The 13933-nt window shown below is 45.3% G+C and carries 16 protein-coding genes and 1 tRNA gene; 8 read left to right on the top strand and 9 right to left on the bottom strand.

Annotation, left to right across the window (positions count from 1 at the left end; all coding sequences use genetic code 11):
* Positions 1–55: 55 nt before the first annotated feature.
* Together BN1209_RS01660 and BN1209_RS01655 are read left to right on the top strand one after the other, a co-directional pair.
* Complete coding sequence (locus BN1209_RS01660) at positions 56–796, top strand: SDR family NAD(P)-dependent oxidoreductase (protein WP_045751895.1); 741 nt, start codon at positions 56–58, stop codon at positions 794–796.
* A 159-nt stretch (positions 797–955) separates the two neighbouring features.
* A complete protein-coding gene (locus BN1209_RS01655) occupies positions 956–1645 on the top strand; it encodes an SDR family oxidoreductase (protein WP_045750663.1) in 690 nt (229 codons plus the stop codon).
* Positions 1646–1813: 168 nt separating this feature from the next.
* Here BN1209_RS01655 and BN1209_RS01650 read toward each other — a convergent pair.
* Positions 1814–1900: transfer RNA gene (locus BN1209_RS01650), tRNA-Leu, on the bottom strand.
* Positions 1901–1935: 35 nt separating this feature from the next.
* Between BN1209_RS01650 and queA the strand changes: the two genes are divergently transcribed.
* Complete coding sequence (gene queA / locus BN1209_RS01645; protein WP_045750662.1) at positions 1936–2973, top strand: tRNA preQ1(34) S-adenosylmethionine ribosyltransferase-isomerase QueA; 1038 nt, start codon at positions 1936–1938, stop codon at positions 2971–2973.
* Between the two features lie 69 nt (positions 2974–3042).
* The gene (locus BN1209_RS01640) at positions 3043–3930 is read left to right on the top strand and encodes a hypothetical protein (RefSeq protein WP_045750661.1); all 888 of its coding nucleotides are present in this window, start codon (positions 3043–3045) and stop codon (positions 3928–3930) included.
* Between the two features lie 79 nt (positions 3931–4009).
* Here the strand turns inward: BN1209_RS01640 and BN1209_RS01635 are convergent, their stop codons facing one another.
* The 7 genes from BN1209_RS01635 to arfB all read right to left on the bottom strand — a co-directional run bounded on the left by BN1209_RS01635 (position 4010) and on the right by arfB (position 9383).
* Positions 4010–4513: a DUF1097 domain-containing protein gene (locus tag BN1209_RS01635; protein ID WP_045750660.1), complete on the bottom strand. Its 504-nt coding sequence runs from the start codon at positions 4511–4513 to the stop codon at positions 4010–4012.
* A 206-nt stretch (positions 4514–4719) separates the two neighbouring features.
* On the bottom strand, positions 4720–5319 hold the full coding sequence (locus BN1209_RS01630; protein WP_045750659.1) for a lytic transglycosylase domain-containing protein: 600 nt from the start codon (positions 5317–5319) through the stop codon (positions 4720–4722).
* 16 nt (positions 5320–5335) lie between these two features.
* Positions 5336–7048, bottom strand: coding sequence for a proline--tRNA ligase (locus BN1209_RS01625; RefSeq protein ID WP_045750658.1), 1713 nt, complete (start codon positions 7046–7048; stop codon positions 5336–5338).
* Between the two features lie 68 nt (positions 7049–7116).
* On the bottom strand, positions 7117–7779 hold the full coding sequence (locus tag BN1209_RS08845; protein WP_052661068.1) for a uracil-DNA glycosylase: 663 nt from the start codon (positions 7777–7779) through the stop codon (positions 7117–7119).
* Entirely contained in the window at positions 7776–8240 is a 465-nt protein-coding gene (gene rimI, locus BN1209_RS01615) for a ribosomal protein S18-alanine N-acetyltransferase (protein WP_045750657.1), read from the bottom strand. Before rimI ends, BN1209_RS08845 begins: the two co-directional genes overlap by 4 nt.
* 1 nt (position 8241) lies before the next feature.
* Complete coding sequence (gene tsaB / locus BN1209_RS01610) at positions 8242–8931, bottom strand: tRNA (adenosine(37)-N6)-threonylcarbamoyltransferase complex dimerization subunit type 1 TsaB (protein WP_045750656.1); 690 nt, start codon at positions 8929–8931, stop codon at positions 8242–8244.
* A 26-nt stretch (positions 8932–8957) separates the two neighbouring features.
* A complete protein-coding gene (gene arfB / locus BN1209_RS01605; RefSeq protein ID WP_045750655.1) occupies positions 8958–9383 on the bottom strand; it encodes an alternative ribosome rescue aminoacyl-tRNA hydrolase ArfB in 426 nt (141 codons plus the stop codon).
* Between the two features lie 77 nt (positions 9384–9460).
* On the opposite strand from arfB, the gene BN1209_RS01600 reads away from it, so the two are divergent.
* Both BN1209_RS01600 and BN1209_RS01595 read left to right on the top strand, forming a co-directional pair.
* Positions 9461–9679, top strand: coding sequence for a TIGR02450 family Trp-rich protein (locus BN1209_RS01600; RefSeq protein WP_045750654.1), 219 nt, complete (start codon positions 9461–9463; stop codon positions 9677–9679).
* A gap of 15 nt (positions 9680–9694) precedes the next feature.
* A complete protein-coding gene (locus BN1209_RS01595; RefSeq protein WP_045750653.1) occupies positions 9695–9907 on the top strand; it encodes a DUF3820 family protein in 213 nt (70 codons plus the stop codon).
* 3 nt (positions 9908–9910) lie between these two features.
* On the opposite strand, the gene BN1209_RS01590 is transcribed toward BN1209_RS01595, so the two are convergent.
* A complete protein-coding gene (locus tag BN1209_RS01590) occupies positions 9911–11854 on the bottom strand; it encodes a DNA repair helicase YoaA (protein WP_045750652.1) in 1944 nt (647 codons plus the stop codon).
* Positions 11855–11955: 101 nt separating this feature from the next.
* On the opposite strand from BN1209_RS01590, the gene BN1209_RS01585 reads away from it, so the two are divergent.
* Both BN1209_RS01585 and BN1209_RS08840 read left to right on the top strand, forming a co-directional pair.
* Entirely contained in the window at positions 11956–13026 is a 1071-nt protein-coding gene (locus BN1209_RS01585) for an aldo/keto reductase (RefSeq protein WP_045750651.1), read from the top strand.
* 150 nt (positions 13027–13176) lie between these two features.
* Positions 13177–13929 carry an energy transducer TonB gene (locus tag BN1209_RS08840; RefSeq protein WP_052661067.1) on the top strand — a complete coding sequence of 251 codons (753 nt, stop codon included), beginning with the start codon at positions 13177–13179 and terminating at the stop codon, positions 13927–13929.
* The last annotated feature ends 4 nt before the right edge of the window (positions 13930–13933 follow it).

The following is a 13933-nucleotide window of genomic DNA, read 5'->3' as shown; positions in this document are numbered from 1 at the left end:
ATTAATCTTCGTAGAACGCAGTAAGAAAACTTAATTCAAAATGATGGATATCGATATGAACAAAACAGTATTAATAACCGGTGCGACAGGTGGATTAGCGCAGGCTTTAGCTAAAAAGTTGGTCATAGGTAATTGGCAGCTCGTTTTAGTGAGTAGAAACTCAGAAAAACTTGAAGAGATATATGGCGATCAACACACTCAAATTACTGCAGACTGCTCAACCATTGATGGGGTTAAACACCTCTTTGATGAAATTGAAAAAAGAAGTATCACTTTAAATAGCTTGGCACATTGTGTTGGTAACATCAAGCTTGGCGCGCTTCACAGAACCTCCGAAGCGGACTTGTTAGATTGTATTTCAACAAACCTATTGAGTGCGATATTCACCTTGTCATCTTTTATTTCGCATTTGAAACAAACCTCTAGTGATGGTGCCGCAGTGTTTGTTTCATCTGCTGCCGCCAGCATAGGCATTCAAAATCATGAAGCCGTATCTGCTGCCAAGGGTGGTCTCGAGGCGCTAGTGAGAAGCGCCGCCGCAACCTATGCAGCCTCTAATATTCGTATTAATGCTGTTTCTCCTGGAATATTGAACACGCCCGCATCCGCAAATCTTTTGAGTAGTGAACTGATGAGAGAAATAGCGGCAAAACAATACCCGATTAAAGGGATTGGAAATCCAGACGATGTGGCTGATTTAATGGCTTGGTTGTTATCTGAAAAAGCACAAAGAGTGACTGGTCAAATTTGGTCAATTGATGGTGGCTTTTCAGCCATCAGGCCTTTAGTTAAATAAGTGGCGGCATCATGCAAGTGATGGTCTAGATAATGTTACAAAGACCTGGGAAGCTCAATCGACAATATCAAATATTGATTGGAGTCGGTGAAGTCCAGTCCTCTAATAAAATGGGGCTTTTTTACTTTATATATTTTTAACTTTTCAAAGGTTTTGCTCGTGGCACATACATTATTTATAACAGGCGCCAACCGAGGCTTGGGTTTGGAATTTGTGAGGCAATATGCAATTGATGGCTGGCAAGTAATCGCAAGTTGCAGGAATTCTGATGAAGCTCACGCGTTGCAGTCCCTTAAAACAAGTTACGCGAATATTTCTATCATCAAATTAGATGTCGCGAATTTTGATGAAATTCATCAGGTTGCAGACTCTCTCAAGCATGTCACGATCGATCTGCTCATTAATAATGCAGGCATCTATCTTGACCGAGCAACTGATCAAATGAATGTCGATGACTGGGTGCAAACTTTCAAAGTGAATAGTATTGCGCCTGTCATCTTATTGAATGCATTTAAAAACCATCTAGCAAATAGTACGCTTAAAAAGGCGGTCACTTTGAGTAGTAAGATGGGGAGTATTGATGACAATACTAAGGGTGGAAGTTACCTTTATCGCAGTAGCAAAGCCGCTGTTAATATGGCAATTAAAACTGCAAGTATTGATTTAAAGCACCTTGGCATTAGCGTTGCGACTTTACATCCTGGTTGGGTGCAAACGGATATGGGCGGTCCGGATGGTTTAATTGACATACCAACAAGTGTGAATGGTTTAAGGCTGGTGATTGACAATTTATCCCTTGCAAACACTGGCCGATTTATTGACTATCAAGGCAAATCAATTGCTTGGTAAAGCCATTTCCATATCAATGGAGATAGCACTTAAATATGCCTGACATTTCCAAGCAGCAAAACTTTTGACAGCCCACTTCGGGTAAAATGTCGAATAATACTGAGTGATGTGCCACAAGAATTTTTAGACGTAAAAAAAGCCTACCAATTGGTAAGCTTTTAATTTACTTGGTGCCGGGGGGGGGAATCGAACCCCCATGAAGTTGCCCTCGCTGGATTTTGAGTCCAGTGCGTCTACCAATTCCGCCACCCCGGCAACGAAGTCAAATATTATAACAAACACTGGCGTTTATGCGAACTACTGAATTCGATTTTTATTTACCAACGGAGCTGATTGCACAATTTCCAACCAAAGAGCGCTCAGCCAGTAGATTACTGAGACTCAATGGCAATAGCGGCATCATCAGTGACGAGCACTTTATTGATATCTGCCAATTCATTGATGCAGGTGATTTACTGATTTTTAACAATACTAAAGTCATCAAGGCGCGCCTTGCTGGGCAGAAAGCATCAGGTGGTGCGATTGAAGCCTTATTTGAGCGCATTATTGATGAGCATCATGTGTTGGCACATGTTCGTGCGTCTAAATCACCCAAGCCTGGCGCACGTTTGATTTTTGCGAATGCTTTTGAAGCTGAGGTGGAAGCGCGTCAGGATGACCTTTTTTTACTGCGTATTGATTCACCACGCCCTATTTTAGATTTGCTAGATGAATACGGCGCACTGCCTTTGCCACCTTATATTACGCATGCCGCAGATGAGTTTGATGATGAGCGTTACCAAACTGTCTTTGCCAAGGACCCAGGCGCTGTGGCGGCGCCAACAGCAGGCCTGCATTTTGATGAGGAAGTAATTGAACGTTTAAAAGCGCAAGGCGTGAATGTCGCTTATGTGACACTCCACGTTGGCGCCGGAACTTTTCAACCTGTGCGTGTCGATGATATCAACGAGCATAAAATGCATTCTGAGCTTTATTCCGTGCCCGCAGAAACGCTGGCCTTAATTCAATCTACGCATAATGCAGGCAAAAAAGTCACCGCGGTTGGCACCACAGTCCTTAGGGCGCTTGAGAGTGCGGCGCGCTCTGGTGAGCTAGTGGCTGGTAATGGTGAAACCGATATTTTTATTACCCCAGGCTATCAATTCAAAGTGGTGGATAGATTGCTGACCAACTTCCATTTACCAAAAAGCACCTTACTGATGTTAGTGTCAGCCTTTGCTGGTTTGGAAAATATCCAAAAAGCCTACCAACACGCGATCGAACAAAAGTACCGTTTCTTTAGCTACGGCGACGCGATGTTACTAGAGCGAACCGAGACAAGACAATAAACTGGGAACTCTTCAAGAGAAGTTGTGCCCACTAAACGACAATGTGTTCACCGTAAGAAGAAAGCGTTTATGAAAATTCTAAAATCATTATCTAGCCTGAGTCTTTTATGCTTGCCTTTAATTGGGCTTCAAGCCCAAGCGGCTGTTTTGCCTGAAGCTGAAGTCGTGACTAAAATCACCCTCGCTAAAATGCCAAGCTCTAAACCCATGTCAATCGCTTACGTGCCGATTCATCAACGTTACTATGTGGCAGATGGCGGCTTAGCGCCGATGGGCTCAGAAATGGAAGCGCCGATTTCAAAATCACAGGTGCATGTTTATGGTGATGGCGGTCAGTATATTCAATCCGCAAAACCTGGCTATGACAATCGCTCGATTTACTTCAATCAAGTCACCAAACAACTTGAGACGATTACTTACAACATCTCTAGCAATGCAGGCTTCTCTCCAAATACCGGCCTTTTTTCATTAGAGCTTGATGACAAAGGCAACCTCACGGGAAACTCTAAAGACATTTCGGGCTTTAATGCGGCATTTGGCGACGCTTCGACCATTCCAACTCATAACCCTGAAACCAACCTTTATTACGCCAAACAAGGCCGCAGTAATTTGGTGTGGGTGGTTGATTTAAATAAAGATGAAAAAGTAGAAGAGATTAAACTCGACCTAAAAACAGCCGGTGTTCAATTTGATGATATCACTGACTATTATGTTGCCTATACAGGCATTAAAGGCGAAGAGCTTGCCTTGTTAGACGTCGATCACAAAGCAGTCTTGGTGTTCGATATTAAAGGTAGCTTTGTGGCCAAGAGTGCTTTACCAAGCACATTGAAACTGCGCTCACAAAACCACATCGCTGGGCTCGGTTATACAAACGGTTTGTTCTTTGTGTATCACGAACCTGAGAGTGAATTTGGTACTTTTTATGGCTTTAAGGTGTCCGATTTAGCCAGATAAGCATCATTAAATCGCTATATATCAGCCAATAAAAAAACCGCCCAAAGGCGGTTTTTTTAATTTAAGTGATGTGAAATGCTTATTTCCCTAATGCCCCTGCAAGCTTGCCTGATATCAAACCAAACACAGCACCAAGCACCGCTGAAACTGCCACTAATACCACTGGGTTAGTCAGATCAGTGGCTGTTACACTCCCTGCATTTGCTGTTTGTAAGGCATAAGCTGCCGTTGCTGCATAGCCATATACGTTGGCTGGCACGCATGAAAGTGGTTCAATATTGGCAACGATGACTAAGAAAAAGACTGTCACGGCGATATAAACGGCTGGACCCACTGGAGCGGCTAAACCTAATGGGTTCAAGCCAACCAAGTACAAGGCAACACCAGCGATGACAGCACCATAAATCATTCCGACGATTGTTTTTTGAAGTGCAGCAGCGTCACCACCAGAATGGAAGAAACTTCCCCAAGCAATAAAGCCGGCCCAAACTAAAACGGAACCGGCCAATGGACCTAATGCTAGAAACGCCCATAGACCACCAAGCAAAGCGATACTTACAGATAGTGCAGTTACTTTAGACATGCTTATCTCCTCTAGTTGTACTTCTATTTTTACTTCTAGTTAAAATTTAAAAAATAGAACAGCTATAGCGACAGGTGCAAAAGCGTTTATTTCGTTGTAGTGCTGTTGCACCATCAAAACCGCTGAATGTGATACTAGTACGAAAAAGAGGAATGTGTAAACTATTTGCACTAAATAAGTGCAGAGAAAATCTGTGAAAATACTGCCTAATGCGCGTAACTCCAATAACGACGCCAGACTCCGAGCACCGCATTAGGATATTGTGGCTGACCTAAACTGCCATTATATCGACCTAAAGCACGGTATAAATCCCCATGCTCAATGTCTAGATAGTGCCTTAATATCGTGCAGCCATAGCGCAAATTGAGTCGTAAATGAAACAAATCATGCTCAGGCGAGCCTATGCTATTTACCCAAAATGGCATCACTTGCATAAAACCGCGCGCGCCAACGGATGAAACTGCATACTTCTTAAAGCCACTTTCTACTTGAATTAGGCCCAATACTAACTGCGGATCTAAGCCTGCACGGGTGGCTTCGTAATGCACTGTACGTAAAAAATCTTCACGCAAGGATTGATCTGGCATACGCTTTTTGAGGCGTTCGGACATGGTATCCAGCCATTTTTGGGCTTCAACTTCATTGCTAAAAAACAACTTAGGCACGGCACGATCGCTGACCGATTGTTGCATCAAGGATTTGACGCTATTAGATAGGGGCTCCTCTTGCTGAGCCCCTGCAAAGGCAAAATGACTGATTAAATAAGCACTAAAAAATAGGGCAATTATACAAAAGCGCTTTTGCATAATTTACCCTGCTCACTCAGCGCAATGTGTTGGTGATAAATCCAAACACTTCATCAAGCGGAATCAATTGTGCTTCAGTGGAGGTACGCGCTTGATATTCCACTTGGTTTTCTTTCAAACCACGGTCACCAATCACAATACGATGCGGAATCCCAATCAGCTCCATCTCCGCAAACATGACACCTGGTCGCTCACCGCGGTCATCCAGTAAAACATCCACACCCGCCGCAAGCAAATCATTATAAAGCTTGGTCGCGGCCTCTTTTACCGCGTCACTCTTATCCATGCCAATTGGTGCAATCGCCACTTGGAAAGGCGCAAGGCTGGTTGGGAACACAATTCCGCGCTCATCGTTACCCTGCTCAATCGCCGCGCCCACAATACGTGATACGCCGATGCCATAACAACCCATTTCCATGACTTGCGTTTGACCTTGCTCATCAAGGTAAGTCGCATTCATCGCTTGTGCGTACTTAGTGCGTAATTGGAAAATATGACCTACTTCAATCCCGCGACATAAAGCCAAAACGCCCTTGCCATCTGGGCTCGCATCGCCATCAATCACATTACGAATATCTGCCACCAAACTAGGCTCTGGCAAATCACGGCCAAAGTTCACGCCTGATAAATGGAGTTTTGGTTGGTTTGCACCGCAAATAAAATCGCTCATCGTAGCTACTGTGCGGTCCGCAATCACTGTCACATTCGCACCCACTTTTACCGGACCGATAAAGCCAGGCGGGCAATCATTCAAATTCGCACGCACTTCTTCAGGCGTTGCAAAACGGAAATCAGCCAAGCCTTCTAACTTGCCAACTTTAATCTCATTTAAGCTGTGGTCGCCACGCAGCAAGAGCAAATAGAACTTGTCATTCGCCATTAACGCGATGGATTTCACCGTGCGTTGCAAGCTCACGCCTAATAATTCTGCAACGGCTTCGCAGGTCGTTTGTTTTGGCGTTTCTACTAACTTCATTTCTTCGCTAGCCGCCGCACGTGGCGTGCTTGGTGCGAGGGCTTCAGCCAATTCCACGTTTGCCGCGTAATCTGAATTTGGGCAATACGCCAAACCATCTTCACCAGAATCAGCCAATACATGAAACTCATGTGAACCATCGCCGCCAATCGCGCCAGTATCAGCACGCACAGCGCGGAACTCCAAGCCTAAACGGGTAAATACATTTGAATAAGCTTGGAACATACGCGCGTAAGTTTGCTCAAGCGAAGCTAAATTGGTATGGAATGAATACGCATCTTTCATCATAAATTCGCGTGCACGCATCACCCCAAAACGTGGGCGAATCTCGTCACGGAACTTGGTTTGTACTTGGTAAAAATTAAGCGGCAATTGCTTATAACTCTTAATCTCACGGCGGGCGATATCGGTAATCACCTCTTCATGCGTTGGACCAAAGCAAAACTCGCGCTCATGTCTATCGTTAATCTTGAGCATTTGTGGGCCAAACACCGCCCAGCGACCGGTTTCTTCCCACAACTCTTTTGGCTGAACGGCAGGCATCAAAAGCTCTAGCGCGCCGGCCTTATTCATCTCATCACGCACCACCGCTTCCACTTTGCGCAACACACGCAAACCAAGTGGCATCCAAGTGTAAAGACCAGAACCTAAACGCTTAATAAACCCAGCGCGCAACATTAAGCGATGGCTAGCAAGCTCCGCTTCTTGTGGAGCTTCTTTTTGAGTGGCAATAAAAAACTGTGAGGCGCGCATAACGACTTCTTTTCAAGTAACAAGTAATAAGGGGTGGAATTTTATAGCTAAATCAACTCAGCGTCAGCCTATTTAAAGGTTTCCATTGTGCTTCGCGCTAAACACAAATCTGCCCAAGCTTTAGCTTTGTCTTGCGTGTGTTCTAGCAAGTGAGATGGTGCGTAGCTAACCACAAAAGAAATACCTTGATATTGATGAACTGTGTCACGCAAGGCATCGAGCGGCTCATTTGAGACCAGCAAAGTTTGGGCGGCTTTTTCACCAAAAGCGACAATCAATTTTGGCTGAATGAGTGCGATTTGGCGTTTGAAATAATCTGGTTCAGATAGCGGTGTGAGGTACACATTTTTGCCACGCTGTAGCTGAATGGCGATGAGCATTTTATCGAGCAATACGCCTGTATCGCCATCGGTAGGCACATCGCCCACAAACACCCATTCGGCATTTTGGTCTCCAGTGCCCACCACGAATTGTTTGAGTTCTGCCCAATCCATATTCGCAATATCGGGTAAAGCTGGTGCTTGAATTTCAGGCGCTTGAGTTTCTAGGTCTTGAGTTGCTAATGCTTGTGTTGGCTCTTCTTTTATTTCAGCCATCAATTCAACAACCGGTTCTATTGGTGGCGCAACAGTCGCATCAGCCGCTTCCTGCTTAGCTTCTAGAGTCCCATTTAAGCGCCACACAGGCAATAGTTCTAATTCGCGCAACATATCTTCACGGGTCAAACTCATAGCGCGACTCCCATTAATACCGCGTTTTCTCGGCCATTGTGCGCTGGGTAGTAGCCAGGGCGAACGCCCATTTCATTAAAGCCTATGCTTTCATAAAGCGTGATGGCAGAAACATTCGATGGGCGCACTTCTAAAAACATATTGAGGCCGCCTTGTTCGCGGCTGATTTGCATCATGTGGTTAAGCAGATGACGTCCCCAGCCTTTGCCTTTCCAATCCGCTGAAATACTAATATTAAGCAAGTGCGCTTCATCGAGCACCATCATCAAGATGGCATAGCCAATCATCAATTCATCAATCTCCAACACCAAGCAAATGTGCCCTGAGTTGATGGAGTCTTTGAAATTACCCGCAGTCCAAGGGAAAGGAAAGTTGACGGTTTCGATTTGGATAACAGCGTCCAAATCGTCAATCTGCATTTCCCGAAAACTGACATTCGGCTGATTTAACGGCGCGTTCATGTTAGCGGTTTACCCGTTCGCTCATTTTAAGCGCGACTTTGTTGCGGATATAAATCGGTGCAGCTTCATGGGCTGGTCGTGCCAAGCCTGCCTCAAAAGTGGGTAAAGCGAGTTCTGCAATGGAGGTAGCAGTTGGATGTGAGCTATGGTCAGGCTTGGGCATTTCGCGCAATTGCTCGCCATACACAGTTTGCAATACCTCAGGATAAACTAGCCAACCCGTGCCTACCCCCACCCAATCATTACCAGTTACTTTGGGTGCTTCTTCAGGCTTAAATAATGCTGGGGCGCTCACCTCAATCCAGGCATTGTTTTGCTTCTCATAAGCCGCATGGTAGATTTCCCCCATACGTGCATCGAGGCAGGCGATTACTTTATCTGCCCCGCTTTGCTGGGCCAAGGCCTGTAATGTGCTCACCGCGACTACTGGCAAGTTGGCACCAAATGCCAAGCCTTGTGCCACGCCGCAAGCAATACGCAAACCTGTAAAAGAACCGGGGCCAGCCCCAAAAGCAATACCATCTAGCGCTGTTAATTCGATATTCGCTTCATCAAGCAATTCGCGGAGAGTGGGCAAAATCTGCTGTGAATGCGTTTGCCCGGCATGAATATCGCGCGACAACACACGGCCATCCAGCCACAAGGCTAATGACAAAAATTCAGTGGAAGTGTCGATGGCGAGGATTTGCATAAGGCTCTACATAAAAACGTGAAAGGTTAATCAGCCTCTATTTTGCCATAACCCAAGCGGGTACGATTGGCTTTGATTTCACCACGCTGACTTTTGCTCGCGAGCCGTCTTTTTTGTGAGCCTAGGGTTGGCCTTGTTGGTCTTCTTATTTCAGGCGCTTTTGCCACACTATTCACCAGCGCATGAAGTCGCTCAATCGCATCTTGTTTGTTGAGTTCTTGGCTGCGATGCTGTTGCGCTTTAATAATCAACACTCCTTCCGCTGTAATACGAGAATCGCGGAGTGCCATGAGGCGCAATTGATGCGGCAGCGATAGCGATGAAGCCCGAATATCAAAGCGCAAATGAATGGCGCTAGATACCTTGTTCACATTTTGCCCACCCGCACCCTGCGAGCGCATCGCGGTGAGCACGTATTCACTTTCTGGAATGAGAATAGGGCTTGGTTTCATGATTGGATTTTAACAAGAAAACTGCTCAAAAATCATTTGGCTGATAAACTGACAAGCTATTTACTGGATGGCACGACATGGCACTTAGTCCGAAAAAATTATTGCACTCAAAATGGACGGCCACTGCTCCACAAAACCGTGAAATGCATTTCATTGTGGTGCGCGTCACGCAAGATGAAACTGACCCGCAAATTGTCACCGAGGTGACATTAGAAGCTGTGCTGAGCAAACGTCATCAAACCTTGCATTGGCGTGTTTTATCGGACGAAACACTTTGGAAAGCTGGCTGGCTTTAATCAGCATAATTGGCAATGCACCCCGAAGATCTTAAAAAACTTGTCAGCATGGAAATGCCGTTCGGCAAACACAAAGGTCGCATAATTGCCGACTTACCTGGCAACTATCTTAATTGGTTTGCGCGTGAGGGGTTTCCACCAGGAGAGATTGGCCGATTATTGCAACTGATGCAAGAAATCGACCACAACGGATTATCAGACTTGCTTAAGCCGCTTCGTCAGCGCTAGCTTTTAATGCTTAATGTTTTCAAAGAACGCCTGCACATCCGCCAAAAAGCGTGAGCGTTTAAATGGCGGTAAGCTCTGCCAAATGCGGCGACCATAAGGCTTAGAAATCAAACGCGGGTCGCAAATCATGAGTACGCCACTATCCGCTTCATCTCGAATTAATCGACCTGCACCCTGCTTGAGCGTAATCACCGCATAAGGCAATTGATATTCCATAAAGGCATTTTTGCCTTCTTCATTCATCTTGTCGATACGCGCAGCCAGCACAGGATCATCAGGTGGAGCAAAAGGGAGTTTGTCGATAATCACGCAGGAAAGCGCTTCGCCGCGAACGTCCACACCCTCCCAAAAGCTTTGACTACCCACCAGCACAGCATTGCCGCGCTTACGGAAACGCTCTAGCAATTCGCTTCGTGAACTTTCGCCCTGCATCATCAATGGATATTCAATGCCATTTTGTTCAAACGCATCTTTGAGTAAAGCATGAATTTCACGCATGGCTCTTAATGATGTGCACAAAACAAAGGCACGTCCTCCACTGGCTTGAATGACAGGTAACGCCACCGTCGCAACCGCTGCGGAATAGCCTGGGCTATTCGGCTCTGGCATATTTTCTGGCACATAAAAAAGGGCTTGCTTGCCATAATCAAACGGGCTTTCCCAATAACCTGTGTTGGCATTACTCAAACCCATTTGGCCGATGTAATGACTAAAGTCACTTTTTACCGCGAGCGTGGCTGAAGTAAAAATCCAAGCACGTGGCGATGCGTTCAGTTGCTTACCAAAACCTTCAGCCACCGATAAAGGCGTGGCATGAAGCTGAACGCTTTGTGTAAAAACTTCCACCCAGCGCACTAAGTTAGCATTTTCAGCGGCAAGCCAGCGTTGCAATTGCACCATTAGTCCTGCGCCACGTTGCCAGCAATTTTCGAGTGCAGGGTCACGCGGGGCTTGCGTTTCTAATACATTGGTCAAGGCTTGAAGCTTGGCTTGCATCTCAATATAAGCGCTATCAAAACCCTTCAAAGCCAAGGCTTTTTGCACAGGCATACGAGAGCCTTCATAAGCAAATACCAGCCTAAAATCTCGGACGGATTTTTCTAGCGCATTGGCGGCTTCTTGCAAAGCAGGACAATCTTTAGCGGTAGTGATGTATTCAGCCTCAGCATCACGTGCTAACTCTAAAAGCTGACTAGTCGAAACATCTTCACCAAAGAATAGTCCCGCCACTTCAGGCAATTGATGGGCTTCGTCAAAGATCACCGTATTGGCTGATGGCAATAATTCAGACACGCCTTCATCGCGCAACATCACATCTGCAAAAAATAGATGATGATTCACCACCACCACATCAGCAGCTAACGCCCTTTTGCGGGCATCCATCACAAAACAATCTTTGTAAAAATTACATTCTTGCCCCATGCAGTTATCACGTGTCGAGGTCACACTGGGCCAAATGGTCGCGTTCTCTGGAACTTCAATTAACTCGGCTTTGTCGCCTGTTTTACTGTTCTCAACAAAGTTGCGAATTACATGGACATAGTTGGCATCTTCACGCGAAACAAAACGGCCTTCGTTAGCTGAGCGTTCTAAATGAAAATGACACACGTAATTAGCACGGCCTTTAAGCATTTCAACCGTGACAGGCACTTTGAGTGCATCACGCACGGCAGGCAAATCGCGATGAAATAATTGGTCTTGCAGGGTTTTGGTACCAGTTGAAACGATGACTTTACCGCCAGAAAGTAAGGCTGGCACTAAATAAGCAAAGGTTTTGCCGGTGCCGGTGCCCGCTTCAGCCACTAATTGTTTGTTTTCTTGAATAGCCGTTTCAATCGCCAAGGCCATTTCTAGCTGTTGTTGACGCGTGCGATATCCTGGGATGCCCTCTGCGAGCGGCCCTTTTTCGGAAAAGATAAAATTGAGTTTTGAATCTGACGCGGACAAAGCTGACTCTTAGAGTAAGAACTGCAAAGACCATATTGTAATGCTTTTATGAGGCGGCCTTACAGGTACAATGTTGGTAAAGATTAATTAATAGGCAAAATATGGAATATAGAAAGTTAGCCAACACTGATTTAAACGTTTCTGCCATCTGTTTGGGCACCATGACCTATGGCGACCAAAACACACAAGCCGAAGCTTTCAACCAGCTCGATTATGCCATGTCGCAAGGCATTAACTTTATCGACACGGCAGAAATGTATCCTGTGCCACCGAAGGCAGATACTTATACCAAAACTGAAACCATCATTGGCCATTGGCTCAAAAATCAGCCTCGCGACAAGATTATTTTAGGTGGCAAAGTGGCTGGCCCAAGACGAGGGATGGATTGGATACGCGGTGGCCCACCATGCTTAGATAGCACCAATATTCGCGAGGCAATTGAAGGCTCTCTCAAGCGTATGCAAACGGATTACATCGATATTTACCAATTGCATTGGCCTGAACGTAACGTGCCGATGTTTGGGCAATATTTATTCGACCCTGCGAATGAATATGTCTCAGGTAAATTTGGCGAAGGCGAACGTAAAGAGTGGGTGACGATTCGAAACCAGTTAGAAACCTTGGCCGAATTGGTGAAAGAAGGAAAAATAAGATACATCGGACTATCCAATGAACAGCCCTGGGGACTAATGGAGTTCTTACGCATCGCCAAAGAATATGATTTACCGCGCGTTGCCACAGTACAAAACTGCTATAACTTAATTAATCGTGGCATGGAATTTGGGATGTCCGAAGTGTTATTCCGCGAGAATGTGGGATTACTTGCTTATTCACCTTTGGCATTTGGACATTTAACTGGCAAGTATATTGATGACCCTGCAGCGCCTGGACGTATTACTGAGTTCCTGGGCTATTCACAGCGCTACAAAAAACCAAATGTCACGCCAGCCAGCAAAGCATATGCAGAACTGGCCCGTGCGCATGGACTAACGCCAACGCAACTCGCTTTATCTTTTGTGTATCACCGTTGGTTTGTCACCAGCACCATTATTGGTGCCACGAAGATGCACCAGCTCAAAGAAAATATGGCGGCTTGGGATACAAAACTATCACCAGAGGTGATGCTGGAAATTGAAGACCTCCATTTACGAATGATGAATCCAGCACCTTAATATTAGCGTCACTTAGCACTCGAAAAAAATACTCTTTGAGTTGAAACTCTCGCAACTTCTTTTTGAGAATAATTCTTATTTACTTTTTAGATGAGAATGATTATCATTTAATCTAATTGATAACAAATTGTGAGTTTCATCTAAAGAATCATGAGTTCAACTTTCTCCTTTAATATTAATCCTTTCGGTAAGGCGGAAAGCGGGCTCAATCTTAGCGCCCCAAAAACACATGAGCTTTCAACAAGCAAATTTATGGTGCTGTCTGCTATTGCACACTTAGTCGCTGCCTTGTTACTTTTTCAACAAGTTAACATAACGCCCACCAACCTAAATTCGTTTCAATCACCGATCACCATCAAGTTAATGAATGAATCGAAAAATTTAATCGCACCTTCTGAGCCGATCGTTCAAAAAGTAAGCCCCAAAGTGCAAGAAAGCCCTGTAATAAGCGCTCACGAAATAAGTACATTTACCATCCCTGAGAAGCCGCAAGTCAGTCACAAAGATCTTGCGCCAAAAAACCCACTGGAAACAGAAATCAAGACTGATCAATCTTCAGGACCAATTACGTCAGAGCCCCCTAGAAAAGGGGAAGAAAAAGCTGAGCCTAACCCAGTTTATGTAGCGCCAAAATTTGGTGCTGATTACTTACGCAATCCAGCTCCAGAGTACCCAGGCATGGCAAGACGAAGAGGGGAGCAAGGCAAAGTGCTCCTCAAGGTTTTTGTCTCCGTACAAGGAAACGCAGAAAAAGTCTTGCTCGAAAAAGGCAGTGGCTACGAGTTATTGGATAAATCAGCAATCGACGTTGTAAAAACATGGAAGTTTATCCCGGCCAGTAGCAACAACCAGCCAGTCAGCGGTGTCGTGATTGTGCCAATTAGATTCTCACTCGATAGTTAGTGTA

The sequence above is a fragment of the Candidatus Methylopumilus turicensis genome, from assembly GCF_000953015.1.
Lineage (GTDB): Bacteria > Pseudomonadota > Gammaproteobacteria > Burkholderiales > Methylophilaceae > Methylopumilus_A > Methylopumilus_A turicensis.
This window is presented reverse-complemented; position numbering and strand designations above follow the sequence as displayed.

What these genes read in the sequence shown, in the direction of transcription:
- BN1209_RS01660 (WP_045751895.1), top strand. Translation starts at nt 56, where the DNA reads ATGAACAAAACAGTATTAATAACCGGTGCGACAGGTGGATTAGCGCAG.
- queA (WP_045750662.1), top strand. Translation starts at nt 1,936, where the DNA reads ATGCGAACTACTGAATTCGATTTTTATTTACCAACGGAGCTGATTGCA.
- BN1209_RS01640 (WP_045750661.1), top strand. Translation starts at nt 3,043, where the DNA reads ATGAAAATTCTAAAATCATTATCTAGCCTGAGTCTTTTATGCTTGCCT.
- BN1209_RS01635 (WP_045750660.1), bottom strand. Translation starts at nt 4,513, where the DNA reads ATGTCTAAAGTAACTGCACTATCTGTAAGTATCGCTTTGCTTGGTGGT.
- BN1209_RS01630 (WP_045750659.1), bottom strand. Translation starts at nt 5,319, where the DNA reads ATGCAAAAGCGCTTTTGTATAATTGCCCTATTTTTTAGTGCTTATTTA.
- BN1209_RS01625 (WP_045750658.1), bottom strand. Translation starts at nt 7,048, where the DNA reads ATGCGCGCCTCACAGTTTTTTATTGCCACTCAAAAAGAAGCTCCACAA.
- BN1209_RS08845 (WP_052661068.1), bottom strand. Translation starts at nt 7,779, where the DNA reads ATGAGTTTGACCCGTGAAGATATGTTGCGCGAATTAGAACTATTGCCT.
- rimI (WP_045750657.1), bottom strand. Translation starts at nt 8,240, where the DNA reads ATGAACGCGCCGTTAAATCAGCCGAATGTCAGTTTTCGGGAAATGCAG.
- tsaB (WP_045750656.1), bottom strand. Translation starts at nt 8,931, where the DNA reads ATGCAAATCCTCGCCATCGACACTTCCACTGAATTTTTGTCATTAGCC.
- arfB (WP_045750655.1), bottom strand. Translation starts at nt 9,383, where the DNA reads ATGAAACCAAGCCCTATTCTCATTCCAGAAAGTGAATACGTGCTCACC.
- BN1209_RS01600 (WP_045750654.1), top strand. Translation starts at nt 9,461, where the DNA reads ATGGCACTTAGTCCGAAAAAATTATTGCACTCAAAATGGACGGCCACT.
- BN1209_RS01595 (WP_045750653.1), top strand. Translation starts at nt 9,695, where the DNA reads ATGCACCCCGAAGATCTTAAAAAACTTGTCAGCATGGAAATGCCGTTC.
- BN1209_RS01585 (WP_045750651.1), top strand. Translation starts at nt 11,956, where the DNA reads ATGGAATATAGAAAGTTAGCCAACACTGATTTAAACGTTTCTGCCATC.
- BN1209_RS08840 (WP_052661067.1), top strand. Translation starts at nt 13,177, where the DNA reads ATGAGTTCAACTTTCTCCTTTAATATTAATCCTTTCGGTAAGGCGGAA.